25 protein-coding genes and 1 tRNA gene are annotated in these 26,501 nt (G+C 46.0%); 18 read left to right on the top strand and 8 right to left on the bottom strand.

What is annotated here, in order from left to right:
- Positions 1 to 147 precede the first annotated feature (147 nt).
- On the top strand, positions 148 to 681 hold the full coding sequence (locus tag GO003_RS23060) for a hypothetical protein (RefSeq protein WP_159658236.1): 534 nt from the start codon (positions 148 to 150) through the stop codon (positions 679 to 681).
- 178 nt (positions 682 to 859) lie between these two features.
- The gene (gene rpoH, locus GO003_RS23055; RefSeq protein WP_159658237.1) at positions 860 to 1,723 is read left to right on the top strand and encodes an RNA polymerase sigma factor RpoH; all 864 of its coding nucleotides are present in this window, start codon (positions 860 to 862) and stop codon (positions 1,721 to 1,723) included.
- A gap of 69 nt (positions 1,724 to 1,792) precedes the next feature.
- On the opposite strand, the gene GO003_RS23050 is transcribed toward rpoH, so the two are convergent.
- The 3 genes from GO003_RS23050 to GO003_RS23040 form a co-directional block, all read right to left on the bottom strand.
- Complete coding sequence (locus tag GO003_RS23050) at positions 1,793 to 2,368, bottom strand: DNA-3-methyladenine glycosylase I (protein WP_159658238.1); 576 nt, start codon at positions 2,366 to 2,368, stop codon at positions 1,793 to 1,795.
- Between the two features lie 28 nt (positions 2,369 to 2,396).
- Positions 2,397 to 2,786, bottom strand: a complete 390-nt coding sequence (locus GO003_RS23045; RefSeq protein WP_159658239.1) for a hypothetical protein — start codon at positions 2,784 to 2,786, stop codon at positions 2,397 to 2,399.
- A gap of 428 nt (positions 2,787 to 3,214) precedes the next feature.
- Positions 3,215 to 4,153 (bottom strand): hypothetical protein, encoded by a 939-nt coding sequence (locus GO003_RS23040; protein WP_159658240.1) that lies wholly within the window; start codon positions 4,151 to 4,153, stop codon positions 3,215 to 3,217.
- A 433-nt stretch (positions 4,154 to 4,586) separates the two neighbouring features.
- Here GO003_RS23040 and GO003_RS23035 point away from each other — a divergent pair, with 433 nt between their 5' ends.
- On the top strand, positions 4,587 to 4,916 hold the full coding sequence (locus tag GO003_RS23035; RefSeq protein ID WP_159658241.1) for an exosortase system-associated protein, TIGR04073 family: 330 nt from the start codon (positions 4,587 to 4,589) through the stop codon (positions 4,914 to 4,916).
- 312 nt (positions 4,917 to 5,228) lie between these two features.
- Here the strand turns inward: GO003_RS23035 and GO003_RS23030 are convergent, their stop codons facing one another.
- The 3 genes from GO003_RS23030 to GO003_RS23020 all read right to left on the bottom strand — a co-directional run bounded on the left by GO003_RS23030 (position 5,229) and on the right by GO003_RS23020 (position 9,100).
- Positions 5,229 to 6,815: an FAD-binding oxidoreductase gene (locus GO003_RS23030; RefSeq protein ID WP_159658242.1), complete on the bottom strand. Its 1,587-nt coding sequence runs from the start codon at positions 6,813 to 6,815 to the stop codon at positions 5,229 to 5,231.
- A 471-nt stretch (positions 6,816 to 7,286) separates the two neighbouring features.
- Positions 7,287 to 7,784, bottom strand: a complete 498-nt coding sequence (locus GO003_RS23025; protein WP_159658243.1) for a hypothetical protein — start codon at positions 7,782 to 7,784, stop codon at positions 7,287 to 7,289.
- 557 nt (positions 7,785 to 8,341) lie between these two features.
- A complete protein-coding gene (locus GO003_RS23020) occupies positions 8,342 to 9,100 on the bottom strand; it encodes an alpha/beta fold hydrolase (RefSeq protein WP_159658244.1) in 759 nt (252 codons plus the stop codon).
- A 280-nt stretch (positions 9,101 to 9,380) separates the two neighbouring features.
- Between GO003_RS23020 and GO003_RS23015 the strand changes: the two genes are divergently transcribed.
- The 5 genes from GO003_RS23015 (at position 9,381) to greA (ending at position 16,216) form a co-directional block, all read left to right on the top strand.
- Positions 9,381 to 9,767, top strand: coding sequence for a 4a-hydroxytetrahydrobiopterin dehydratase (locus tag GO003_RS23015; RefSeq protein WP_159658245.1), 387 nt, complete (start codon positions 9,381 to 9,383; stop codon positions 9,765 to 9,767).
- Between the two features lie 57 nt (positions 9,768 to 9,824).
- Positions 9,825 to 10,793: a CDF family Co(II)/Ni(II) efflux transporter DmeF gene (gene dmeF, locus GO003_RS23010; RefSeq protein WP_159658246.1), complete on the top strand. Its 969-nt coding sequence runs from the start codon at positions 9,825 to 9,827 to the stop codon at positions 10,791 to 10,793.
- Between the two features lie 375 nt (positions 10,794 to 11,168).
- Entirely contained in the window at positions 11,169 to 12,302 is a 1,134-nt protein-coding gene (gene carA / locus GO003_RS23005; RefSeq protein ID WP_159658247.1) for a glutamine-hydrolyzing carbamoyl-phosphate synthase small subunit, read from the top strand.
- 28 nt (positions 12,303 to 12,330) lie between these two features.
- Entirely contained in the window at positions 12,331 to 15,549 is a 3,219-nt protein-coding gene (carB, locus tag GO003_RS23000) for a carbamoyl-phosphate synthase large subunit (RefSeq protein WP_159658248.1), read from the top strand.
- Positions 15,550 to 15,739: 190 nt separating this feature from the next.
- Positions 15,740 to 16,216, top strand: a complete 477-nt coding sequence (greA, locus tag GO003_RS22995; protein ID WP_159658249.1) for a transcription elongation factor GreA — start codon at positions 15,740 to 15,742, stop codon at positions 16,214 to 16,216.
- A 42-nt stretch (positions 16,217 to 16,258) separates the two neighbouring features.
- Here greA and yhbY read toward each other — a convergent pair whose 3' ends face one another.
- Entirely contained in the window at positions 16,259 to 16,525 is a 267-nt protein-coding gene (gene yhbY / locus GO003_RS22990; protein ID WP_159658250.1) for a ribosome assembly RNA-binding protein YhbY, read from the bottom strand.
- 46 nt (positions 16,526 to 16,571) lie between these two features.
- On the opposite strand from yhbY, the gene rlmE reads away from it, so the two are divergent.
- From rlmE to GO003_RS22940, 10 genes are all read left to right on the top strand, one after another.
- The gene (rlmE, locus tag GO003_RS22985; RefSeq protein WP_159658251.1) at positions 16,572 to 17,192 is read left to right on the top strand and encodes a 23S rRNA (uridine(2552)-2'-O)-methyltransferase RlmE; all 621 of its coding nucleotides are present in this window, start codon (positions 16,572 to 16,574) and stop codon (positions 17,190 to 17,192) included.
- Positions 17,193 to 17,336: 144 nt separating this feature from the next.
- Positions 17,337 to 19,256 (top strand): ATP-dependent zinc metalloprotease FtsH, encoded by a 1,920-nt coding sequence (gene ftsH, locus GO003_RS22980; RefSeq protein WP_206444736.1) that lies wholly within the window; start codon positions 17,337 to 17,339, stop codon positions 19,254 to 19,256.
- A 240-nt stretch (positions 19,257 to 19,496) separates the two neighbouring features.
- Entirely contained in the window at positions 19,497 to 20,840 is a 1,344-nt protein-coding gene (gene glmM, locus GO003_RS22975) for a phosphoglucosamine mutase (protein ID WP_159658253.1), read from the top strand.
- A 53-nt stretch (positions 20,841 to 20,893) separates the two neighbouring features.
- Entirely contained in the window at positions 20,894 to 21,643 is a 750-nt protein-coding gene (tpiA, locus tag GO003_RS22970; protein ID WP_159658254.1) for a triose-phosphate isomerase, read from the top strand.
- Positions 21,644 to 21,648: 5 nt separating this feature from the next.
- Positions 21,649 to 22,017: a preprotein translocase subunit SecG gene (gene secG, locus GO003_RS22965; RefSeq protein ID WP_159658255.1), complete on the top strand. Its 369-nt coding sequence runs from the start codon at positions 21,649 to 21,651 to the stop codon at positions 22,015 to 22,017.
- Positions 22,018 to 22,044: 27 nt separating this feature from the next.
- Positions 22,045 to 22,129, top strand: a tRNA-Leu gene (locus GO003_RS22960).
- 279 nt (positions 22,130 to 22,408) lie between these two features.
- The gene (locus tag GO003_RS22955; protein ID WP_231089163.1) at positions 22,409 to 23,587 is read left to right on the top strand and encodes an HPP family protein; all 1,179 of its coding nucleotides are present in this window, start codon (positions 22,409 to 22,411) and stop codon (positions 23,585 to 23,587) included.
- A 46-nt stretch (positions 23,588 to 23,633) separates the two neighbouring features.
- Complete coding sequence (locus GO003_RS22950; protein WP_159658256.1) at positions 23,634 to 23,804, top strand: rubredoxin; 171 nt, start codon at positions 23,634 to 23,636, stop codon at positions 23,802 to 23,804.
- Positions 23,805 to 23,822: 18 nt separating this feature from the next.
- Positions 23,823 to 24,836, top strand: a complete 1,014-nt coding sequence (locus GO003_RS22945) for an NAD(P)/FAD-dependent oxidoreductase (protein WP_159658257.1) — start codon at positions 23,823 to 23,825, stop codon at positions 24,834 to 24,836.
- Positions 24,837 to 25,100: 264 nt separating this feature from the next.
- The gene (locus GO003_RS22940; RefSeq protein ID WP_159658258.1) at positions 25,101 to 25,940 is read left to right on the top strand and encodes an SHOCT domain-containing protein; all 840 of its coding nucleotides are present in this window, start codon (positions 25,101 to 25,103) and stop codon (positions 25,938 to 25,940) included.
- Between the two features lie 280 nt (positions 25,941 to 26,220).
- Here GO003_RS22940 and GO003_RS22935 read toward each other — a convergent pair whose 3' ends face one another.
- On the bottom strand, positions 26,221 to 26,463 hold the full coding sequence (locus GO003_RS22935) for a hypothetical protein (protein WP_159658259.1): 243 nt from the start codon (positions 26,461 to 26,463) through the stop codon (positions 26,221 to 26,223).
- Between the last annotated feature and the right edge of the window lie 38 nt (positions 26,464 to 26,501).

Here is a 26,501-nt window from a genome sequence, read left to right as displayed (position 1 = left end):
CTACTCGCCCAAATGGAATAGAGGGTGTAAGTGGTTAATTGAAAAGGCTTCTGTAACAAGTATGTTGCAGAGAACTACAGGGAAGTATTCGTGCATCCTTTGAAATCAAATACCTACATCTTTTAAGCCATAGCCGGTAAATAGATCATGAAAAAAGTTCTGAAAAAACTGAGCGACTTAATTCTGGCATTCTGGATTTTGCTCTATGTGATATTTGAGGAGCTGGCTTGGGATCTGGTTGCAAAGCCCGTTTATCAGTATCTGCGCGGCCTCAAACTGCTACATGTAGTAGAAATCAAGGTAAAAAGCCTTGAGCCGCTGACGCTGCTGATTTTATTTTTAGTTTTGTTTGTTCTGGTTGAAGGTCTGGGTATTCTGGCTTTAAGTCTCATAGCACAAGGAAGCCCGATTGTCGGCATTGCCTTGTACATTGCCAAGCTGCCTATCGCCGCCTTCACGTTTTGGTTGTTTCGTGTTTCCAAAGAGATATTAATGGCGTTTGCCTGGTTTAAGTACAGCTATGAGCGCCTTGATTACTTTATTGACCGCATCAAAGCCAGTCAATTTCACCAACGTATTGTCGCCACGGTAAGCCGCTTTAAAGCCTGGTTAAAAGTCAGCCTTGGCGAGTTCAAACAACGAGTTGGTGCTGCGGTGCAAGCACTGAAAAAATCGATATGAGGTTTGCAATAGCAAGCCCTATTTGTTGCCGGATAAAAGTCTCGCATTTGATTTTTTCCGTTCGATATACAACCCGTCCGGGAACTTTTTTTCTCTAAACGGGCCTACTGCAATAAATTATTAGCACTCATTTATATCGAGTGCTAAAATTCTTGCAAACCAATTTAGAGGGGAAATCATGAGCAACGCATTAGCAATCACATTGCCAACGAACTTATCCGTTGGGTCTTTTGATTCTTATCTCAATACTGTTAGTCAAATGCCGATATTGACGCCTGAATATGAGCGTGAATTGGCCTTGCGTTACAGAGATAACGGCGATCTTGAAGCCGCGCGTGAGCTCGTTTTATACAATCTGAGATTCGTCGTTCATGTCGCCCGAGGCTATAGCGGCTATGGATTACCGCTGCCGGATATTATTCAGGAAGGCAATGTCGGTTTGATGAAAGCGGTCAAACGCTTTGATCCGGATGTGGGTGTCAGACTGGTTTCGTTTGCCGTGCACTGGATTCGTGCGGAAATTCATGAATTCGTGATAAAAAATTGGCGCATCGTCAAAGTGGCGACCACCAAAGCTCAACGCAAGCTGTTTTTCAATCTGCGCAAATCCAAAGAGCGTTTGGGTTGGCTCTCCAATGAAGAAGCCAAAGCAGTAGCTAAAGATTTGGGTGTTGATTTAAAGACCGTCTACGAAATGGAAAAGCGTTTGGATGGCAACGATGTCGCATTAGATATGCCGCATGACGATTCCAGCGACGAAAACTATTCGGCGCCCATCAGTTATCTTGAACAACACAACGCAGATCCGTCGACTTTACTGGAAAATGCCGAATGGCAGGATCATAAGGAAGATAAATTGTCTCTGGCCATGGCCGACCTTGATGAACGCAGTCTGGATATTCTTAACAGCCGTTGGTTAGCTGAAGAAAAGGCGACCTTGCACGAGTTGGCCGGACGCTATAACGTGTCGGCAGAAAGAATCAGGCAGCTGGAAAAAAATGCAATGAATAAGCTCAAGGCTGCCTTTGTGTTGGCCGCTTAAAACAAAATCAATAATATCCCCAGTTACATACAGCCCTGGCTCGAAGGTGCCGAGTTAGGGCTCTCTTGTTTAGAAGCTTCCCATCTGTTCCACTGCATCATGCCGGAAACAATCGACCGTATGGTCGTTGACCATACCCACCGCCTGCATAAAGGCGTAACAGATCGTGGTACCTGCAAATTTAAACCCCAGTTTTTTCAAAGTCTTGCTCATTGCGTCTGAAACAGAAGTATAAGCCGGAACTTCAGCACCAGTTTGCCAGTGGTTTTGTAAAGTTTTGCCGTCGGAAAATTGCCAAATAAAAAGGTCAAAACTCCCGTATTTTGCCTGGACTTCTAAAAAAGCCCGGGCATTGGTGATTGCGGAATTTATTTTGAGCCGATTGCGGATGATTGCCGGGTTAGCCAGCAGAGCGGCAACTTTATCGCTGTCGTAAGTGGCAATCTGTTCTGCGTCAAAATCATCAAACGCGGCACGATAGCCGTCGCGTTTTTTCAGAATGGTTGACCAGCTGAGACCGGCTTGTGCCCCCTCTAAAATTAAAAATTCAAATAAAATACGATCATCGTGAACAGGGACTCCCCATTCATGGTCGTGATAATGCATTTCCAATTCGGAGGCACACGCCCAGCTGCATCTATTCATTAGCAACTTTTAGCTGACAAGGAGTCGATTAAATGGCGTACGCGAGGATTGTGGCACCAACCCAGACAAAACCAATGGTCGTGATTGCAAAACTCAGCGCTGTGTATACTTTCCAGACCGGTTTATCCCAAAAGTTAGTATCAAAGGCAGCAATCACAAATACCCCGGGATTAGTCATTCCGCCAATCACGACACACCAGCACGCCAGTGCGGGTAGAGGTATTTTGATCGCATAAAATGCCAGACAAAACAATGACATTAAAACAAAGTCCACATGAGCCCTGATCAAGGTTTTGTAGTCTTTTAAAAAAACGCCATCTATGCCTTGGATTGGAAACCATTTAGCAAACGTCATCAGCCAAGCCGAAGCTAAAACTGCAAAAATCATAATGACTGCCCCAATTAATAATATTTCCATTGTTTTCTCTCATAATGAATTGTTTAGTCATTATAAATTCGTGGGCGGACTGTAGTCTGTTAATTTTTTAAGCTGTTCAGGACTCATCAATGCTAGATACACTGCAGTGCTTCAGCATTACTGCTTGCGCTATACCCCCTGTGCTTTAATAATGAACTTGGCAACGACGGTTTTGGTAGCATTATATTCGCAATGAAGACAATAGGCGCCGGCATTGGGATCACATTCATTTTTAGTTAGATGAAGATTTTAACGAGTTGAATAATGAGAATGTCGGTAATGAGTAGGATGGGCAAAGGAGGTACGACGTGCCCATCAATGCCGACCGTTATTGATGGGCACGCTAACGTTTTGCCCATCCTACGCTATGGAGTCCATCGCGCATTTTCTTAACGGCGATTGTTCTTCAGGCACGGATCAACTTTGGTTCAAGCTGCTTTCTGTTGTATTTCAGCGGCAAAAATACTTTGACTGATGTTGTCAACCAAACCTGAAAATATTTGATTTTCCTCGCTGGCTTCCATTTCATCGGTATTGTTATTTAATAACAAGCCGATTTCCGTAAACAAGTCATTAAAAGTCTGCTGAGGTTTAGACATCGCTTGCAGGCTTTGCTGAGCATCGGACAGCATGGTTTTGACCTTATCCAGAAAATCACTCGCTTGAGTCAGTAAATCGGTATTGATGGCTTGTTCCGGCGTCAGTGTTTGCTGATAAGCGGCCACAGCCTGTACCGATTTTTGCCGATTCAGATCCATGGAAAATCCGGCAATTTGCTGGTTGTCAAAGCCAAGTTTCATCGCATGTTTCATGGCGGCCTTATCGTTGCCGTTAAAAAAGGCATCACTGACTTTATGCATTTTGTTCATCAACTCTTTTAATGATTTTTGTTCATCTTCATTTAGCTCACCCTCAATACTGATAGTGAAGTCACTGCTAAACGAATAACTTTCCTCGTATCCGTTTATGCTTGAATCGTCTTGAGACATATTAAAAGCACTGCGGCTGGCGGATTCTGACTGACTAAAGTTGATCGTGACAATATCGCCTTCCTGAGTTTCTATTTGTATCTGAGCGGAACGGCCGGATTGCATGGCAATGCCCTGAAATGACATATCAGTCGCGGTTCCTCTTGAACCGGATTCCAGTTGGTCGCTTCCTTTCAAACTGGACATGTAGGTTTCTTCAATATCGTCGGCAAGCTGACCTAATGTCAGTTCGTCGCCTTTTAACGGCTTTTCACCGGAAAACGCAGGCTTCCGCTCAGTATCAATTAGCCTTTCCCGGTCATGATGAGGCATGTGTGGGCGGCCGAATCCGGTCAAATCAAATTTTGGAAAAGATGGATTTAATGAAGAACTAAACATGACGACACCATTGAATTGAATGCAACGTTGATTATGTGATCGGCATCTCATTAAAAAACTTTAATGAAAAATTCAATTCATTTGCTTACAGATCAGTCTGCAAGATTGACAAGTCTAATGTCCCGTCAGCTTTGCTGTTTGATCCAGCTTGTCTAAATGCCGATTAAACAATATGATCATGCATCTATGACGGTGTTATCGTTTTAATTCAGAATAAATCCTGTATTCACTGAGGCGATTTTTTCTGGGGACTGACACGCTGACGAAGTCATGTTTGCAGACAATTGGCGGTGCATGAAGTTGATGCAGGGTCAAACGCATGCATTTTGAGCAGCTTACAAATCAATAATTAGACTAACAGCACCTTATCAGAAATTGCGTGAAATTTACTTCGCCGCATTTCTTTTAATTTTGGCATTAACAGGGGGTCTCAATGACAAAACAAATCCATTACATCACAGCAGTCATCGCTGCGTCCGCGTTTTTTATGGCAGCACCCGCATCAGCAGACACCGCCGCAGATAAATTCACGAGAGGTTTGGCCGGCATGACCTGCGGGGTACTTGAAATACCGGGCAACATCGTTAAAGAAGCCAAAGCGCAAGGTCCTATCGGTATTCCTGTCGGGATGGCAATAGGCTTGGGAATGACGGTTACGCGTGAATTAGTGGGCGTTTATGAGTTTATTACCGCACCTTTTCCTATCCCGGCTGGTTTTAATCCTATTTTGAAACCGGAATATCCTTGGGATTATTTTAAATAATCAATGCGTTGTCCGGTATGTCTTGAACTTGGCTTGGCTAAGGATAAGCGGATTACGCTTTGCGAAGTCTTTCGATACACCAGTTTTGAATGAGCCACAGGATAAACGTAGCGTGTATAAAATAAATTTATGCGCATGCTTGATTTTGGGTGAGTTGAGTTTTTAGCAATAGCCAGCCCTGCATTTCAAGGCCATAACGTTTATATATGGGTGTCACCTCGGCATGGATTGCCTGGGTCCAGAACCCAAGGATGGCGTTGGACTTTCCCATCCTTGTGACCTGGGTTGCAAAAGCATGCAACCCAAACCTACCTACGCTGAATAATTACAACCTTTCTTTTCCAGCTGTCTCATTTCTACCGGCGAAACTCTCCCTTTCGAGGAAACCTTGTCATACACCTCATCGAAAGCTTGCCGACAATAAGGCAATCGCCCCCGTAAAAGGTCATAGCCGGTATGGTCGAACATCATTCTGAAATCCTCGCGGCTCATCGAGGTTCTCGCATATAAGGCTTGATAACCCTGATGGTCGATGACAAATTTTTCGAGTAAAGGCAGTGCTGTGGCGTTATCGAATCCCTCTTTGCTCGGGGTGCCATAAGCACCGATATCCACGTAGAGCTCTTCTTGGGTTCCTTCCGCTGTTCTGAACGGATGGACAAAACCAGGCTGTCCGCCATTATCTTTAATCGCCATCGGTGAAAGCCATAGGGGATATAACCGGAAGTGCTCGTCGAAATAGTCAATGGATTGTTTCAGATAACGGATCGGCATCAGCATATCCTGAACCACATGATGCTTTTCCCTGAGCCGCCGGGTGGTTTGAGTTTCTGTGTATTTCAGTAATTCGATGCGGGGAGGCAAGGCCCAGCCCAGCAATGCCCTGAACAGAGGATGATTTCCGAAAGAAATGATTTCTTCCATGGCCCAGAAATATCCACGGGTATGACGATGAAAATAATCCCGTACCGGCAAATACTCAATACCTTCTTTTTTATCCTTCAGATAAGTTTGGACATGCTTGTAAAACCAGGGTTTATACCATCGGCCTATGGCATTCAAAGCGCCATCCGCAGCGATAACATCGGCAAACTTGCCGGTCATAATCACCGCCTTATCGCGGCTATAAACCAAACCTTCCACAAAATCATTGTTGTCGGTATCGCGGCAGGCTTGTTCGAAAACGTTGACCATATCATCAAGGTTATAAACCGGCTGATAGTGAATCCGGATATATTTTTTGACCGGAATGATTTTCAACTCGGCGGCCACCAGAAAGCCCAAAGTACCGTGACTCCATGGAATCTGATAAAAAAGTTCAGTATTTTCCGAAGGACTGCATTTGACCAATTTTCCTTCCGCTGTGACAATTTCAAAAGATTCACAAATATGCTGAAATAACCCGTATTTATGGCTGCTGGTTTCTACGCCAAACCCCATAATCAAACCGCCTACCGTCAAGCTATCCAGTTCCGGCACAACAGGCAGCGTCCAACCTTTTGATATCAAGCTGCGCGAAATCTGGCCCATGGTCGCCAGAGGCTCCACTCTCAAAATTCCGCGCTGTTCGTCAATAGCAAGGATATCGTACATTCCAATATCGATTTTCCGATGCGTTAGCTTGTATTTAGGTACCAGCTCGCTCATGGTTTTCCAACCCGACCTTGCGGTGCACAGTTTTTGTTCCGCCCCCCTGTTTTTCCAGTCTTCGATTTGCCGGATAACGGCTTCGACTCTGGCATCATGCTTGGCTGGGGCGCTGTTCAGTCTAAAAGAAATCCAGTTAAGAGTGCTGATATAGGCGCTGTAAGCGGCCGAAATGGGCAGTAGGAAAATAGTGGCGAATATTCCCCGATAGTGAGTCAGTATGTGTTCGAATAGCTGCTCGATTTTTGGCATGGGATGAGTCCTGACTGAGGAACTTGAATTTCATAACTTCCTCAACTGACGGAGCTTTTAGCGCTTCTTCAGTGGCCCTAAAAAAACCGCATAGCATGCTATGCGCTGGGTTACCGGCCTTGAATCAGGGCAAAATCCACTATCAGCAGCTAAGTTATTTCATTCCTGTATAGTTATAAACACCCGTTTAAAACAGGTGGATGAATGGGAGACTAAGCGTTCGGATACGCAGTGATTAAACGATACGTGTTAAAAAGGGCAGCATTTTAATAGATCGTTTGAATCCTGTTCAAGGTGAGATTCAAAAGCCAGCAATTCCCAGTTTGAACTTTTAATGTTACTTTGTGGATTGGCGTAAGCTTTGCCGGGATCGCCTTAGACCCCTCCGTGGGGGCTTGACGGCAGTATCCCAGCAGCCAAGATCCCCGCAAAGCTTACGCCTCACTCTTTAAATCATAAGACAGTGCATCATCACTTTTCCAAACAACGATTAAACGCATAGTTAAAGTGAAATAAGGTCATGGCGATTGGAAATATCAGAAAATGTTCGATCATGAACAGGCTACCAATCGAAAGCGCCATGATTACTCCCGTTACCCAGAGATTATAGTGTTGAAATTTATGCATGATGCTCAGTGTTGGCTCGTCAATCGTCTGCCTTTGATTGATAAACACTAAAAATACAAAAGCAGACATTACCGACATATAGAAAGGGAACCAGTAAAACATGGGCACATCGTGTTGAAATTCTGAATGCCAGTCGGCAAACCAGACCAAAACAGTGGCACTGGCAAATATATCATGCCAGTCAATTTGCGGGATTTTTTTAATGAGTAGAATCAGGCCGGATAAGGTCATTAAGCTAGCGCCGATATAAATGGTTTCCGGCAGAATCAAAAAGCCAACCAGAGGATTCTCATTGAGGGTGAGGTAGCCCAGTGACAAACAAAGCAATATAAAAATTGGCATGACAAGTTGACATATGTTTGATTTGAAAAAAAGTTCGAGTCGATTAGCGCGTTTAACTGCATGAATGACAGTTTAATGCCCGGCATTATGACAGCCTATTCGCTTACTTCGAAAAGTCCAGGCTAAAAAAAACAGGTTGACGATTCTGAATTTTAGAATGTTCTTATGCACAGAATGATTAATGGATTGAAATTTAACGATTGCATGAGTATCAGGCTGTATTAAAAAGTTAATGACAATTTGTAACTAATTGAAATTAAATGGTAAATTGTTATTGTATAAAAAGTCGACAAGTTAACTCATGGCCTTTATAAATAAGGTCCTGAGGGCGTTATTCTGAGTTTACACACAGAGTTATCCACAGGAATTGTGGAAAAAGCGCCATGTGTTTGATCGTAAAAACGACATCTGCATGTCAAGCGTTATTGTCTAAATGTTGCTGAAAATAATGGCTGAGTAGAGTCGCCTCGTAACACAGCCAAAATACCGGCTCAAATTGAGCAATACATCTGTTGTGATGAAGGATACTTGAAGCGCAAATAACTTGGCTGGTAGCATTACTTAATCAAGTCAATAGCCAACTGCGTCAGCCATTGCTTAATTTGATCACAGAGCCAGCCTGGATCATCCAGAGGTAAATCATGTCCTGCAGTCGGATGAACGATAAGTTCGCAGTGTAAGGCACTTGCAAGAGCGGTGTTGCAGCGGAAGTCTACCAGCTGGTCTGTTTGGGATGCGGCTATCAACACCGGTTGAAGTGTGCGTTGGGTCCATCTGAAAGAGGCTGCGGCTCTAAGTTGACGCAGTGTATTGGCTTGAGAAACGGGGTGTTCTTGTTGCCATGCCTGCCATTGCTTCAATAGATCAGCGTCGAGTTGATGGTGACGGGATGTCAAGTTCAGATACAGTTGTTCTCGCCGGTTAATGTCCAGACGGCCCGGTCTGAAGAGTGCCGGATAGGTTTGCCAGCGTAAGCGTTGATAAAACGGTGATAAGGGGCTGGCGCTGGTATTGATCAGTATTCCACTGGCAATGTCTTCCCGAAACCGGTTCATCCAATCCAACGCGATCATGCCGCCCATGGAGAGTCCGATTATGTCCATAGGGCCGGCGATGGTCAATTGGCTGCGCAGTGATTGAGTCATGGCCCCAATGCTCGAAGGGCTGGTTTGTTGCCAGAACGGGCCATTGCCGGGAATATCGGGGGTCAGAATAGGGCGGTCTGGAAATGTTTTGGCCAGATACCCGGTAAAATCACCCCAGTAGCGGCTCTCCCGGGCCAATCCTCTCAACAATAGAAAAGGTCTGTCTGTCATAGTTCTTGTGCTCCATGGGACAGGGGCCTGTGTAACATGTGTAATTATCAGGTTACCGTCAGCAAAGCTAAAGCCGATGCCGTTCTAAAAGCATAGAAATTGCCCAATACGTTGAAAACTTGCAAGGCATTTTTTTAAAAGCGGGCAACAGACTGAACTAATACGTTAAAACCGGACCGGCAATGATAACGACCAGCAGTAAAATACTTTCCCGTTTGAGTAAAAGCTGATAGCTTTACATGCCTGTTGTTTTTCTATTCACTGGATTTAGGAGCTTACGATGAGTTGGAGAGAACGCAAACACGAAGAAGTTTATTCGGATCAAGAGGCACAAAAACGCTTGGAGGATGAATTGCCGCACTGGTATCTGGAAAACGGCTGGATACGCCGCAAATATAAAACCAGCGGCTGGAAATCAACGCTGATGGTGGTTAATACGGTAGGACATTTGGCAGAAGCGGCGTTTCATCATCCGGATATGACCGTATCTTATGCGTTTGTGATCGTCAAGCTGATGAACCATGCAGCAAAAGGCATTACGAATAAAGATTTTGAATTGGCAAGAAAAATTGAGGAAGTGATTATGTGGCAACCTGGAAAAGAGGAGAGTTCCAGTCTTGAGGGAACGCCCGACGATCCTCGCTTTAAGTATTTAAAATACGATTAATTAACACGGTAATCATCCCGCATAACACATTGAGTATTGATACCAAGAAATTCGACTATGGATTCCCACAAGCACAATCTGAGTCATTGGCGGCATGAGCACGATTTTTTACATTTCAATGCCAAAGGAGAAAGACGAACCCGGCTTGTGCTGGTCTTGACTGCCTTAACCATGATGGTGGAAATTGCAGCCGGGCTCAGCTTTAATTCTATGGCTTTATTGGCAGACGGCTGGCATATGGGGACGCATGTTGCGGCTTTCATGATCACCATATTTGCCTACCGGTACAGCCGTATTCATGCGCATGATCAAACATTTGCCTTTAGTCCTGCCAAGGTCGGCGTATTAGGCGGATTTGCCAGTTCCATCGCGCTCGCTGTAGTTGCCGTCATTATGATGATCGAGTCCATTCAGCGATTTTTGGATCCTTTTGATATCCGTTTTGACGAAGCTATCCTGGTTGCATCGTTCGGCTTGTTAATCAATGTGATTTCCGCCATTTTGTTGAAGGATGATCACGATCATCACGGGCATGATCATGAGTCGGATCACGATCACAAGCCCGGCAAAGTTCACCATCATCATGACCACAATTTAAAAGCTGCTTATCTGCATGTTTTAGCGGACGCTTTAACCTCGATTCTCGCAATCATCGCCCTGGTTGCCGGGAAATATTACGGCTGGGTCGGTCTGGATCCTTTGATGGGCCTTGTCGGAGCGGCCGTAATTCTGGTTTGGGCGTATTCGTTGATTAAAGAGACAGGACCTGTCCTGGTCGATGAAAGTATTGATGACGCCTACAAAAGAAAAGTCATAGAAGCGATAGAAAGAAAAGCAGGCAATCGGGTGACCGATCTTCATATCTGGAGGATGAGTTCGGGGCATTATGCGATGATTATGGCTATCGTGACGCGCTATCCCAAATCACCGAGTTACTACAAGAAATTATTGAGTAAATTTCACAAGCTGGATCACATGACGATTGAAATCAACCTTTGCAAAGGCGATCAATGTTTGCCTGATTAACAGTCCGTGTTGATATGCCGATATCAGCTGAATCGCCGTTCTTTCAAACCGACTTCAACTGGGCCAGCGCGCTGTTGAAGCCGCTGTACCTTAACGAATCCCACTTTCGGCAGATTATAAAACCCGAGTTTTCCTCACTGTGCTTCTTAAGCAGTGAGTACGCTGCTTCAGCGAGAGGGTTTGTTTGGTCACGGGTGCTTTAAATCAAAGGTTTTCAGATACATTGTTTACTTAAATTACAGCCTATAAGCATGTCAGACGAAAATTGTTAATGAATTTATACGGATAATCTCGTAAAATTTGACAGATTTTTATATTTTCAAACGGGATGTGCCGATTGGCTCATCCCGTTTTGCACATTTGAGGTGACTGATTTTGAGTAATCCTGCATTACTGGTATTGGAGGACGGGACTGTCTTTAAGGGGGCATCCATTGGTATTGATGGTTGCTCAACAGGAGAAGTAGTTTTTAATACATCGTTAACGGGTTATCAGGAAATTCTGAGCGATCCGTCATATGCAAGGCAAATAGTGACATTGACGTATCCGCATGTAGGTAATGTGGGCACCAATGCCGAAGACAACGAGTCTGCTCAAGTATTCGCCGGTGGCCTGGTGATCAGGGATTTACCTTTATTGGCCAGTAACTGGCGAAGTGAAAAAACATTACAACGTTATTTAATCGATAATAATGTTGTTGCCATTGCCGATATTGATACCCGCAAGTTAACCCGCTTGCTGCGCGACAAAGGGGCTCAAAATGGCTGTATCATCGCCGGAGAGACCGTTGATGAAGATGCGGCAAAGCAGGCAATCAGTCAGTTTCCAGGATTAAAAGGCATGGATTTGGCCAAGGTCGTGAGTGTCGATCAATCTTATGAATGGCTGGAAGATATCTGGGCGCTTGAATCCGGTTACAGCCAACGCAGCGATCTGCCTTACCATGTGGTGGCTTACGATTTCGGTATCAAGCGCAATATCTTGCGCTTGCTGGTCAACCGGGGTTGCCGTGTTACGGTTGTGCCCGCTCAAACCACAGCTGCCGAAGTATTGGCAATGAAGCCGGATGGTGTGTTTTTATCAAACGGTCCGGGCGATCCGGAGCCCTGCACTTATGCAATTGAAGCCATCAAAATCATTCTTGACCGGAAAGTACCAGTATTCGGTATTTGTTTGGGGCATCAGTTACTGGCACTGGCCAGCGGCGCACAAACCGAAAAAATGAAATTTGGTCATCACGGCGCCAATCATCCGGTGCAGGAATTAGCGACGGGCAAGGTTATGATCAGCAGTCAAAACCATGGCTTTGCGGTTGATGAGGCCAGTCTTCCTGAGCATTTAAAACCCACTTTCAGATCGCTTTTCGACGGCAGTTTACAAGGCATAGAACGCACTGATTGTCCTGCTTTTGGTTTTCAGGGGCATCCTGAAGCCAGTCCGGGACCTCAAGATGTGGAATTTTTGTTCGATCGTTTCATCCAGATGATGAAACAAGCCGCTTCGCACTAAACCCCACGCAACACACTTAATTAAAACAATGCCAAAAAGAACTGACATTAAATCGATTTTATTACTAGGCGCGGGTCCCATTGTTATCGGACAGGCGTGCGAGTTTGATTATTCCGGCACACAAGCGTGTAAGGCGCTTAGAGAAGAAGGCTACCGGGTCATCTTGGTCAATTCCAATCCGGCAACCATCATGACCGATCCGGATATGGCAGATGTCACTTACATAGAGCCTATCGATTGGCAAACAGTCGAGAAAATCATAGAGAAAGAGCGTCCGGATGCCGTATTGCCGACCATGGGCGGTCAAACCGCATTAAATTGCGCGCTGGCGCTGGATAAGCACGGTGTTCTGGAAAAATACGGTGTTGAAATGATTGGCGCCACGAAAGAAGCTATCAACATGGCAGAAGACCGTGAGTTATTCAATCAGGCAATGGGTCGTATCGGGCTTGAAGTGGCGCGTTCTAAAACGGCACACAGTTTGGAGGAAGCTTTGGCTGCTCAGCTGGAAGTGGGCTATCCGACGGTTATCAGGCCTTCTTTTACCATGGGCGGCAGTGGCGGTGGAATTGCCTATAACAAGGAAGAGTTCCTGGAAATATGCGAGCGGGGCCTTTATCTGTCGCCTACAAACGAATTGCTGATCGAAGAATCGGTGTTGGGTTGGAAAGAGTTCGAGATGGAAGTGGTGCGCGATTCCAAAGATAACTGCATCATTGTTTGTTCCATAGAAAACTTCGATCCGATGGGGGTTCATACCGGCGATTCGATTACGGTTGCACCGGCCCAGACCTTAACCGATAAGGAATATCAGATTTTGCGGAATGTCTCGCTTGCTGTGCTGCGGGAGATAGGTGTCGACACCGGCGGTTCCAATGTTCAGGTCGCGATTAATCCTGAAGACGGCCGTATGGTGATCATTGAAATGAATCCACGGGTATCACGCTCATCAGCGCTGGCCTCAAAAGCTACCGGTTTTCCGATTGCCAAAGTCGCTGCTAAATTGGCGGTTGGCTATACGCTGGACGAATTGAAAAACGAAATCACCGGCGGCGCAACCCCTGCTTCATTCGAGCCGTCCATTGATTATGTTGTTACCAAAGTACCTCGTTTTACGTTTGAAAAATTCCCCGATGCCGATGACCGTCTGACCACTCAAATGAAGTCGGTGGGTGAGGTCATGGCTATTGGCCGGACTTTTCAGGAGTCTTTACAGAAAGCTATCCGTGGGCTTGAAGTCGACAAAACGGGACTGGATGAAATCGTCGATTTGAATGCAGACGATGCATTGGAAAAAATTCAGCGCGAACTCAGGCATCCTGGCGCTCATCGTTTATGGTATCTGGCCGATGCGTTTAGAATCGGAATGACGCTGGAAGAGATTTTTTCAGCGTGCAAGATTGACCCCTGGTTTCTTGCGCAAGTTGAAGATCTGGTCATTACTGAAAAGTCTTTGGCGGCCAAAACGCTGGCAACCATGGATGACGGTGAATTGTACAAGCTAAAAAGAAAAGGGTTTTCGGACGCCAGAATTGCAAAACTGCTGGGTGCCAACGAGTCGGAAGTGCGCAGCGTGCGTCACAAAAAGAACATTCGTCCGGTTTATAAACGAATCGATTCATGTGCGGCTGAGTTTTCGTCCGATACGGCCTACCTGTATTCGACATACGAGGAAGAATGCGAGGCGCGTGTCACGGACAAAGAGAAAATAATTATTCTCGGTGGCGGGCCGAACCGGATCGGTCAGGGCATTGAATTTGATTATTGTTGTGTTCATGCTGCGTTGGCATTACGTGAAGACGGTTACGAAACGATTATGATCAATTGTAATCCCGAGACCGTGTCTACCGATTTTGATACGTCAGATCGCTTGTATTTTGAGTCATTGACCTTGGAAGATGTGCTGGAAATCATCCATCTGGAAAAACCCAAAGGCGTTATTGTCCAATTTGGCGGGCAGACGCCATTAAAGCTTGCTCGGGCACTGGAAGCTGCCGGCGCGCCTATTATAGGAACGTCTCCTGATTCGATCGATCTGGCTGAAGACAGAGAACGTTTCCAAAAGTTACTGGAGCGATTGGGTTTGCGCCAGCCTCCCAATGCAACAGCGCGTTCGGTAGAACAAGCCATTAATTCAGCCCGTGAATTGGGCTACCCATTGGTGGTCCGGCCTTCTTATGTCTTGGGCGGGCGAGCCATGGAAATCGTATTTAACGAAGAAGGTTTGCAGCGTTACATGAAAGAGGCCGTCAGTGTGTCCAATGATTCGCCTGTTTTGCTGGACCGCTTTCTTGATGATGCGGTGGAAATGGATGTCGATGCGATTTATGACGGGGAGCGTATTTTGATCGGCGGTTTGATGGAGCATATCGAGCAAGCCGGTGTTCATTCCGGTGATTCGGCGTGTTCACTACCACCTTACGATTTGGCCCCGGAGTTGCAGGATCAGTTGCGCGAGCAGGTTGAGAAAATGGCGGAAGCCCTGGGTGTTATTGGTCTGATGAATACTCAGTTTGCTATTCAGGGCACCGATGTTTACGTGCTGGAGGTTAACCCTAGAGCCTCCAGAACCGCGCCTTTCGTATCCAAGGCGACGGGTTATCCGCTGGCAAAAATTGCAGCGCGTTGCATGGCCGGCAAGAGTCTGACAGAGCAGGGTGTCACTGAAGAGCGTATTCCCAGTTATTTTTCTGTCAAAGAAGCCGTCTTCCCCTTCGTTAAATTTCCCGGTGTTGACCCCTTGCTGGGGCCTGAAATGAAATCCACCGGCGAAGTCATGGGCGTCGGAAAAACCTTTGGTGAAGCCTTTGCCAAATCGCAAAGAGCGGCGGGCGTGGATCTGAATCTTAGCGGCAAGGTGTTAATCAGTATTCGCGATGCAGACAAGCCCAAACTACCTGAAATAGCCCGGTTGTTAGTGGCAAAAAATTATCAGATTGTTGCGACCCGGGGAACGGCCAGAGTCATCAAGCAGGCGGGAATTCCTTGCGAAGAGGTTTTTAAAGTCAACGAGGGGCGGCCTAATACGGTTGATATGATAAAAAATGATCAGATTCAATTGATTGTTAACACCACCGAAGGCAAAAAAGCCATTAATGATTCGTTTACCATGCGGCGTGAAGCCTTGCAGCACCGTGTTGCTTATTACACGACAATGGCCGGTGCTAAAGCAGCGTGTTATGCCTTGGGTGAATTGAGTGCCGGGAGTGTTTCCTGCCTTAAGGATTTACATAAGACATTTGAATAAAGTGCGTCTTCTCGTTTTTTCTGAAGATGATCGATAAGTTAGGATCAGGCATCTGATAACCTCGCCTTTTACTGCATGAGTTTGGGAAAGGCGTTTTGATTATCAGGTTATGTTGCCTGTTACTAAAATGATAATTCCGGTTTAAAGCAAAACATATAGCCGGAACGAAATTGACTGGAGTTGTTTATAAATGAATAAAGTACCGCTGACTATTGTCGGAGCAGAAAAACTGCGTGCTGAATTAGAGGAATTGAAGTCGGTTGTAAGACCCAGAATCATTGCTGCAATTTCGGATGCCAGGGCTCATGGTGACTTAAAAGAAAATGCCGAATACCATGCGGCCAGAGAACAGCAAAGTTTTGCTGAAGGCCGGATTGCAGAAATTGAATCCAAGCTTTCAAATGCGCAAATCATTGATGTGACCAAGCTGGATGCGAATGGCAAAGTCGTTTTTGGTGCAACTGTTGAGATCGAAGATGCCGATACCGGTAAATCCGTCGTGTATCAGATTGTCGGTGAAGATGAGGCTGATATCAAAGCAGGGCGGATTTCAATCGGCTCACCCATTGCGAGAGCCATGATAGGCAAAGAAGCCGGTGATACCGTCATAGTCAAAGCGCCAGGCGGGGATGTTGAGTACGAAGTCATCTCCATTCAGTATATCTAGTCAGAAGTGACAGGCGAGGGAATGTGATTCCCTCGCAAAGGCTTATTTTTTTGGATTTAAACGATAAATGACCAGAATCTGTCCGATACTTTGAATAAAGTTCGCGCCGGTTCTATTGCAGATAGATTCTTGAATACGAACGCGCTCTTCACGTTCAGCGCGAATCTTGACTTTAATGAGTTCATGACTGTCTAAGGCGAGTTCAATTTCAGCCAAGACAGCTTCTGTTAATCCGGATTGACCTATCATAATGACAGGTTTCAAGCTGTGGGCTTGAGCCTTAAGCTTCTTTTTGTCGGCTGCGATCACTCTTAATTCCTTCGTAAAAAAGGCGAAATAATACACGAATTCAACAATGGCACGAAGCAAAAGCAGCAATCAGTGGTTACAGGAACATTTTCATGATGAATATGTCAAAATGGCTCAGCAGCAAGGATGGCGCTCCCGAGCGGTGTTCAAGCTTATTGAAATTCAGGAAAAGGATCAACTGATCAAGCCTGGAATGAATGTCATTGACTTGGGCGCAGCCCCGGGCGGATGGTCTCAATATGCCAGGCAGATTCTTGGCAAGAAAAATAAAATCGTGGCTTTGGATATTCTGCCGATGACACCGCTGGAGGGTGTTTCGTTTATTCAGGGTGATTTTCGTGAAGAGGCTGTACTTGACCAGCTATTTGAAGTGCTGGAAGGTGCTCCTGTTAGCGTGGTTCTTTCCGATATGGCGCCGAATATGAGCGGTAATAAAGGCGTTGATTTACCTCGCGCCATTTATTTGTGCGAATTGGCATTAGATACCGCTCGTTCTGTGTTAATGCCCGGAGGCGGTTTTTTAGTCAAAGTTTTTCAGGGCGAAGGCTTTGATGAATTCTTTCGTGATGTGAACAGTTCTTTCTCAAAGGTAGTGGTCAGAAAGCCAAAAGCCTCGCGGCCTCGCAGTAATGAAGTTTATATTTTGGCCAAAGGGTTTAAAAAATGAAATATAGAACCATATCACTTCCCTAGTGTCAAAAAATAATATTGTCAACCAATTACGAGGGCCGGGAATGACTATTCCTGTTATAATGCCAACGATTTATACAAAAGAGGACCGTTCCGGTCAGGGGCGAAAAGTTTGAACGATATGCTTAAAAATGTAATTTTGTGGGTTGTCATCGCTGTTGTGCTGATGTCAGTTTTCAATAACTTCGCGCCACAAGGAGCCAAAGGCGACGCCTCGCTATCTTATACACAGTTTATACAAGCTGTAAAATCAGGGCAGGTCCAGCACGTTATCATTGATGACCGTGTCATCAAAGGCAAAATGCAAAGCGGTGAACAATTTAGATCTTACGCCCCTAACGATCCCCACATGGTTGATGATCTTTTGGAAAACGGCGTTGAGGTTAAAGCCGTTCCGCCTGAGCAGCCCTCTTTCTTGATGCAATTATTGGTGTCGTTCGGCCCGATTTTGCTGCTGATTGGCGTTTGGGTATTTTTCATGCGACAAATGCAAGGTGGCGGAGCCGGAGGTAAAGGTGCTCTGTCTTTTGGCAAAAGCAAAGCAAAAATGCTTGAGGAAAATCAGATTAAAGTCACCTTTGCCGATGTTGCCGGGTGTGATGAGGCCAAGGAAGAAGTTAAGGAAATGGTCGACTTTCTCAAAGATCCGGCCAAATACCAAAAATTGGGCGGCAAAATTCCGCGCGGCGCGCTGATGGTTGGGCCTCCTGGAACTGGAAAGACCTTGCTGGCCAGAGCCATTGCCGGTGAGGCAAAAGTGCCTTTTTTCAGTATTTCCGGTTCCGATTTTGTTGAAATGTTTGTCGGTGTCGGCGCTTCGCGCGTCCGGGATATGTTTGAGCAGGCCAAGAAACATGCGCCGTGCATCATATTTATCGATGAAATAGATGCCGTTGGAAGACAGCGTGGTGCTGGCTTGGGTGGAGGACATGATGAACGCGAGCAAACTCTGAATCAGCTGCTGGTTGAAATGGACGGCTTCGAAGGTAACGAAGGAATCATTGTCATTGCCGCAACCAACCGTCCGGATGTATTGGACAAAGCGTTGCTCCGTCCCGGTCGCTTTGACCGTCAGGTGACTGTAGGTCTGCCGGATGTGAAAGGCAGAGAGCAGATACTGAATGTGCACATGAAGAAAGTGCCGGCGGCTGAAGATGTCAAAGTCAGATATATTGCTCAGGGTACGCCCGGTTTTTCAGGGGCTGACTTGGCCAATCTGGTCAATGAAGCTGCATTATTTGCCGCCAGGACCAATAAAAATACGGTCAGCATGGGCGACCTCGAAAGCGCAAAAGACAAATTGATCATGGGCGCAGAGCGCCGTTCTATGGTGATGAGCGAAAAAGAAAAGCGTATGACGGCTTATCATGAAGCAGGTCATGCAATAGTCGGCAAGACAGTTCCAGAACATGATCCTGTTTATAAAGTCAGTATCATGCCGAGAGGGCGCGCTTTGGGTGTGACCATGTTCCTGCCAGAGGCCGATCAATACAGTGCCAGCAAATGTAAGCTGGACAGTATGATTTCCAGTCTTTTTGGTGGCCGTATTGCCGAGGATATGATATTCGGCTGGGAACAAGTCAGCACAGGCGCATCCAACGATATCGAAAGAGCCACCGAACTAGCAAGAAACATGGTTACCAAGTGGGGATTATCCCAGCGCTTGGGGCCTTTGGCTTACAGTGAAGAAGAAGGCGAGGTTTTTCTTGGTCGGTCCGTGACCCGTCATAAGTCGGTTTCCGAGGAAACATCGCACACGATTGATGAAGAAATCAGGTCTATTATCGACAAGAATTACGCGAGAGCCGAAGAAATTCTGAAAGAGAATATCGACATTCTTCATGCAATGGCGGAAGCTTTAATCAAGTATGAAACTATCGATAAGTATCAGATAGACGATTTGATGAATCGCAAACCTGTGGGTCCGCCCAAAGGCTGGGGTGACTGGAATCCTCCGCAAAACGAAGGCAAAGAAAGCTCAAGTTCCACCGGTGGTAAACCCGTTGATTCAGTGGGTGATCCCGCTGAAGGAAGCCACTAATAAACGCAGTTTTTTCAGTCAGTTAAATAGCTGCCATTGATAACGGCGTAGTCAAACAAAGGAGCAGTGAATATTTTCACCGCTCCTTTTTTGTTTTATAAGTCTCTCGCTACTACAATTTCCTCAGTACAAACCATTGGCCAAAATTACCCGGCAAAGTGCCGTTGTGTCATTCAGGATTAAAGTTTGTCCGGTTATGATGATTTTTAAAAATAATTTATTTCAGAATAGGCTTGAACGATGAAGGAAAAAAAATATTTTGGAACAGACGGTATTAGGGGCAAAGTGGGTGTGCCGCCAATTACTGCAGATTTCATGCTCAAGTTGGGTTGGGCGGCCGGGCGGGTTTTTGCGAACGAAGGTCATGGCTTTGTGCTGGTCGGCAAAGATACCCGTATTTCCGGCTACATGTTTGAATCAGCGCTGGAAGCAGGACTGACGGCTGCCGGGGTCGATACGCGGTTATTGGGGCCGATGCCCACGCCGGGTATCGCCTATTTGACTCGGACTTTAAGGGCTCAGGCAGGCATTGTCATCAGCGCTTCGCACAACCCTTACTACGATAACGGCATCAAGTTCTTTTCTGTTCAAGGCACCAAGTTACCTGACGAAATAGAGAAAAAAATAGAAGGTTATATTGATTCTCCCATGACCACAGTCGAGTCATCGGAGCTTGGCAAAGCAAAAAGAGTGGACGATGCTGCCGGCCGCTATATCGAGTTTTGTAAAGGCACCATACCCACTTCCATGGATTTTAACGGCATGAGAATTGTCGTGGATTGCGCAAACGGAGCCACTTACCATATCGCCCCGCATGTGTTCAGCGAAGTCGGTGCGGAAGTTTTTTCAATCGGTGTCGAGCCGGATGGCTTGAATATCAACGAAGAATGTGGCGCTACCAAACCGGATAAACTCGTAGCGGCCGTTCAGGCCTACCGTGCTGATTTAGGTATTGCTTTGGATGGCGATGGTGATCGGTTGATCATGGTTGATCATAAAGGCGAGATCGTTGACGGTGACGAATTAATTTATATCATTGCCAAGTCCAGGCTCAAAAGCGGTCATTTAACAGGGCCCGTGATTGGGACGTTAATGACTAATCTGGGAATGGAGCACGCATTGAAAGATCTTAGTGTGCCCTTGTTCCGTGCGAATGTCGGAGACCGTTATGTCTTGGAAATGATGACGAATAAGCAAGGCATCCTGGGCGGGGAAAATTCGGGGCATATTATCTGCCTGGACAGGACAACGACAGGCGACGGGATTGTTGCGGCGCTTCAGGTGCTGGCTGAAATTCACGTTACCGGAAAATCACTGCACGAGCTGAAATCAGGCATGCAGAAATACCCTCAAGTACTGATCAATGTCAAAACCGCTCAGAAAATTAATCCCGACACGCATGAAGGCTTGCAAAAATCGATCAAGGACGCTGAGAAGAAATTGGGCGATACCGGTCGTGTATTGCTGAGATCATCAGGGACTGAACCCTTGATTAGAGTGATGGTGGAAGGCAGCAATGAAACATTGGTCAATGAATTGGCACAGTATCTGGCTGATCAAGTTAGGAACGCAATCGGTGCTTGAATTAGTGAAGTTATGCATATATGATACCCAGCTTATTTTCGCCGGAGAGGAAAATGCGTCGTAAACTAGTAGTTGGAAATTGGAAAATGAACGGTTCTAAAGAAATGACCGCATCATTATGTAAATCCATTATTTCAGGGTTGACTCAAACAGGAGCGGATATCGCGGTTTGTGTGCCCTATGTTTATTTATCTGACGCTGCTAACGCACTTAAGGGAACTCATCTTCAGCTGGGTTCACAAAACGTGGCAGACCAGACCTCAGGCGCTTATACCGGCGAAATATCTGCAGCCATGCTTAAGGAATTTGATTGCACCTATGCCATAGTAGGTCATTCTGAACGCAGATCCTACTACGGCGATTCCAATGAATCAGTCGCTGCACGATTTTGTCAGGCTCAGAAACAGGACATTCTGCCGATTTTATGTGTCGGCGAAACGCTTGAACAACGTGAAAATGATCAAACGTTCAGCGTTATCGACGAACAACTGGATGCAGTTCTGGCTGCAGCCGGAATTGAAGCATTTAAAAGTGCTGTGATTGCTTATGAACCCGTTTGGGCGATCGGTACCGGAAAAACGGCATCCGATGAGCAAGCACAAGAAGTTCACAAATACATTCGTGAGCGCTTTGCCAAACAAAACCCTGAAATAGCCAGCCAGCTGCAAATATTGTACGGTGGCAGCGTCAAAGCTGATAATGCCAAAGGTTTGTTCGCTATGGCTGATATTGACGGTGGCTTGATTGGCGGCGCTTCTTTGGATGCTGAAGGTTTCTTAAAGATTTATCAAGCGGCTAATTAATCGTTATGTATCAAGCTATTATCGTTATTCATGTATTGCTGGGTCTGGGTGTTATAGGCTTGGTTTTAATGCAACAAGGAAAAGGTGCGGATGCAGGAGCTGCTTTTGGTAGCGGCGCATCAGGGACTATTTTCGGAGCTCAGGGAGCTGCTTCTTTCTTATCAAGAACGACAGCGATCCTGGCATCATTATTCTTTATAACCAGTCTGGGCCTTGCAGTTTTAAGCGGCAGGACAACTGAAGTAAAAGATCTGCTGGATATGCCCGAAGCAGAAATATCCGAAGTACCTAATTTAGGGCCTAAATCAGCAACTGATACGCCAGTTCCTGTTCCGGCTGAACAAAATCAGTTAGATGTGCCGGCCTCTCAATAAGCTGGTAATCCGCTAAACTGAATTCAAGCCGATGTGGTGAAATTGGTAGACACGCCATCTTGAGGGGGTGGTGACGCAAGTCGTGCCGGTTCAAGTCCGGCCATCGGCACCAAATAAGGGTTTTTAGAAGCCCAAAGAAGTACAGAAACCCGCAAGTTGAAAGGCTTAGCGGGTTTTTTGTTTTCTAAAGGTGTCTACTTACCCTAGAATTTTATTAGGTGTAGGTAGTTGATTGAAAAGGCTTCTGCAACAGGGATGTGGTAGAGAGCTACAGAGACGAGTTCATGCGTCTGTTGAAATCAATCGCCTACACCCTCAGTTCAAAGCGGGCGAGTAGTTACGTCTAAAGTATACAGGGACTTTTTGTCTCAACGAGATGAGCCGCGCCGACATGATGATAAACATTAAAAATTGGTTTCATTTTGTAACAATTGACCCTGTCAACTTAAGCATCAAAGGGAAGCTGCTTTCCATTATTGCTTGTTTCGGCACCATTTTGCTGGTCGCCTGGGTAACCCGATATTTCAGTTCGAGCTCGGTTTCTCCCATTATTGTTGCTTCTATGGGCGCGTCTGCGGTCATTTTATTTATTATTCCCAACAGCCCGCTTGCCCAGCCTTGGCCTTTGGTGGGAGGGCAGCTGGTATCTGCTCTTGCCGGTATGTTTAGCGCTCAAATTATTCCCGATACGGTTTTAGCATCGGCGTGCGCAGTGGCCGGTAGTGTGCTGGTCATGTTATTACTCAGGTGTTTGCATCCGCCTGGTGCGGCAACAGCGTTGACGCCCGTCATGGCAGGCGATCCCATCACTTCTCTTGGGTATGGTTTTGTGCTGATGCCGGTTGGTTTAAACGTAGTCATTATGCTGATATTGGCGATTGCTTTTAACCGTTGGCTGTTGAGACATAATTATCCTGTTCATTCGCAACACCTGGCCAGTAAGAGAATTCGTTTGAATCCGGTTGTTGTTGAGCAGCAACGCATCGGATTTTCAGAGCAAGATATGGAGCAAGCGCTTGAGAATATGAATGCGTTTATGGACGTCACAGCGGCCGACTTAAGCAAATTGTTCACAGATGTTCAGATGCAACGCTTTAAGCGCTTCCAAGGCAACATTACCTGTAAGGATATTATGGTTGGAAACATCGTGTCGGTTGAATACGGAACAGAAGTGGAAGACGCCTGGCAAATTATGCAGGGTCAGCAAATCAAAGCCATTCCGGTTGTCGACAGAGCCAAGCGCGTGATCGGCATCATCACCTGGAATGATTTTTTTAAATTCATCAACGTAGCTGTTGATGAAACCTTTCAGGAAAAATTTCGAACATTCATCCGCCGCACCCCGGATGTATCGACCAGCAAGCCGGAATCGGTCGGTCATATTATGACCAGCACTGTCAGCGTCCTTCCGGAAAGCACGCACATCGCCGAACTGGTGCCGTTGATGGCCAATCAGGGTTATAGGCAGATACCCATTGTAAATAACGAAAAACGGCTGGTGGGCATGGTGTATCAGGCTAATTTGATTGCAGCGCTTTATAATGAGAGTCACAATAATGCGCGCGTTTGATAAAGACCTGTTAATTTAAACTTGATTTGAAGCAAGAGGAGTGGTTATGACCGACTATAAAAAATACGAATGTGGAATTTGCGAACATATCTATGACGAAGTTGAGGGTGATCCTGATTCCGGTATTGCCCCGGGTACATTATGGAAAGATGTGCCGGAAGATTGGTGTTGTCCAGTCTGTGGTGCTTCAAAAGTTGATTTTTTTCCGCTGGATTAACGTTCACAGGAGAGCATCATGGCCGTTGTAATTATTGGCTCGGGTATAGCGGGCGTTAGTTTTGCAGAAAAATACCGCACGTTAAACGCTGACGAAGCCATTACACTGATCACTCGTGAAAATGACGGCTATTACTCCAGGCCCATGCTCTCCCGCGGATTCACCAAAGCAGGCATTGAACAAACGATTATTCTGAAAAGCTTCGAAAAAATACGTGAAAGCGGTATTGCTGTCCTTAGCGATGCTGATGTTTATGACATAAATGCCACAAATAAAACCGTGTCCGTTAGTCAACAGGGACAAAACCAGACACTGGCTTACGATAAACTGATCATTGCTACCGGCTCGGCTGCTTTTATTCCTCCGCCGTTTTTACCCTACAAAGACCTTTTTTTTAGCTTGAACAGTCTGACTGATTTAAAACAACTGCTCAGCTTCCGGCAAAACGTGCAGCAACAAACCGGCAAGCCGCACTGGGCGATTATAGGCGGCGGTTTGATCGGTTGCGAAGTGGCTTCCGATTTGGCCGTGGCCGGCGATAAAGTCACTTTGTTTCATGCGATGGACAGGTTAATGGAGCGGCAACTGGATGTTGAGGATTCGGCAAGATTGCTGGATGTCCTTCAAACTGCGGGTATCGAAGTTCGTTTTAATCAGGCAATAAAAAGTCTTTGCAAACAGGACAATCATGTTTGCGTCAACACCGATAGTGCATTTGAATTTGATGGGTTGATTGTGTCCTGCGGATTTAAGCCGCGTACCGGGTTAGCTGAAATGGCAGGCTTAGATAGTGGTCGAGGCATAAAAGTCAATCAGTACCTGCAAAGCAGTGATGATGCTGTTTATGCGCTGGGCGATGTTGCCGAATTACCTGATGGAAAACTGTATGCATTTATTTTACCGATTCGCTCCCAAGCTTTGTGGTTGGCCGGTTTTCTGAACGGTCAAATTCAGGAGCCCTGGGCTGCGCCCGTTTTTACACCCAAAGCAAAAGTGCATGGTTTTGAGGCGCTTCACCCGCCTGCGTTTTAATGACGAACTAAAGGACTCTTCAGCGTAGCAACAAAATCAGGTAATGCTTAGAGTAGATTGGGTTGGCCCGTAGCGCGTAACTTAACAATCGGCGCTGAATAATCACACTGGGTTTTAATAGTCAATTGCCTTGATTTGTGTAACGATTTTTCAAAATTTAGCATGCGCTCAACTGGACAAATCGATTAAACTGATTACCTATTTTGTCCAAGTAGCTTTAAAAAGACTATACGGCTTTTGTTTATATCTCAGTGGAATCGCTCAATGTCTCAACTCACGCCAGAAGGCTGGCAAACAATCAATAATCTTGCTCAACGCTATAACTTCAGCTTCGATGCCGTGTTCAGTTTGTTGCAATCGGTCATCAACGGAAACGGTTCAATGGCTCAGTTCAGCCATCCGGAATTCGGCGGATCAGGGCAATGGATGCGGGGTGGAATGATCATGTTGGGCGACATGTTCAACAATAACCTAAAAAACTCAGTCGGCTCGTTGTGTCAGGAATTGGCCGACCTGGTCGCCAGCCAGCCGAACTTGCTGCAAACCGGCAGTTTTCAGTCGCAATCCCAAGGTAATCAGAAGCAAAATAACTTCTCCGGCGTTCAGACGCATCAAAATAGCACTGGAAGTGCCGAATCAGTCAGTTTGTTTGTTCCGCCTCCGCCCGGCAGTTCCGGTAACTGGTGGCCAGCCGGCCTTCAATTTCCCAATAGCACAGGATCGCAGAACAATGTGCGCTATGCTTATTTTGCAACTATTCATCGGTTGGCGATTGAAGCAAACGGACATGTGACACTTTACGACACGCTGGATCATCAGATCGGTGGCTTTTCTCAGCAACAGTCGGTAGGCGGTTCAATTACTTTTACCAGTCAGTATGGTTTGGTTGATGTGAACAATTTGCCGGTGATTTCTATCGACAATAACCCTGTGCAGCCTGAATCTGCGCCGGTTTATACTAATGAAGCGGTTAATATGCAACCGATAAACCTGGAAGGGGATATTTTTGCAACACTGGAAAAACTGGCTGATCTGAAGAGCAAAGGCATAGTGACAGAAAATGAATACAATTCCAAAAAAGCCGAGTTGTTGGCCCGCTTATAAAAAGGACGTATTGGCAGTCCATCCTTTTAGCTTTTTTGTAACTATCCTGCTGGACGCGCAATAGCCTCTCTCGTTTAGGGAGTGGCTAAAGTCAATGCCGTTAAGTTAAGGCCACCGCAATCAATCGATAGGTAGTCGTTAAGGAGCGGGCCATGCCCGCGGCCTGAGGTGGTTTAATCGCGGGCATGGCCCGCTCCTACAAAATGCGCTTAATTTAAGGATATTGAAGGAAAACTGCTTTTTTAACCCTCATCCTGACGTACATGAAGGCTTTTGGGCATCACTCCGGCAAAATGAAAGGCCGTTGTAGGGCGCAAAAGGCACCTGCCGCATCCGCCAATGCTTTTGAAGTTGGATTGTGCTGACGCTTATCCCATCTGCCACCCTCACTAAAACGGTAAAGAATGATGAAAACTTCTTTTTTTCCAAGGTTACTCATCGGTATTCTGGTTATGCTTGCTTTGACCGTGTTGCACTTAATACCGCTGCCTATAGTGGAAGTGTTTTTTTTGATTGTAATCATGATTCGTCCGCGCTGGTTTAAAAACCTGATTGACCGTT

The sequence above is a fragment of the Methylicorpusculum oleiharenae genome (genome assembly GCF_009828925.2).
Lineage (GTDB): Bacteria > Pseudomonadota > Gammaproteobacteria > Methylococcales > Methylomonadaceae > Methylicorpusculum > Methylicorpusculum oleiharenae.
This window is presented reverse-complemented; position numbering and strand designations above follow the sequence as displayed.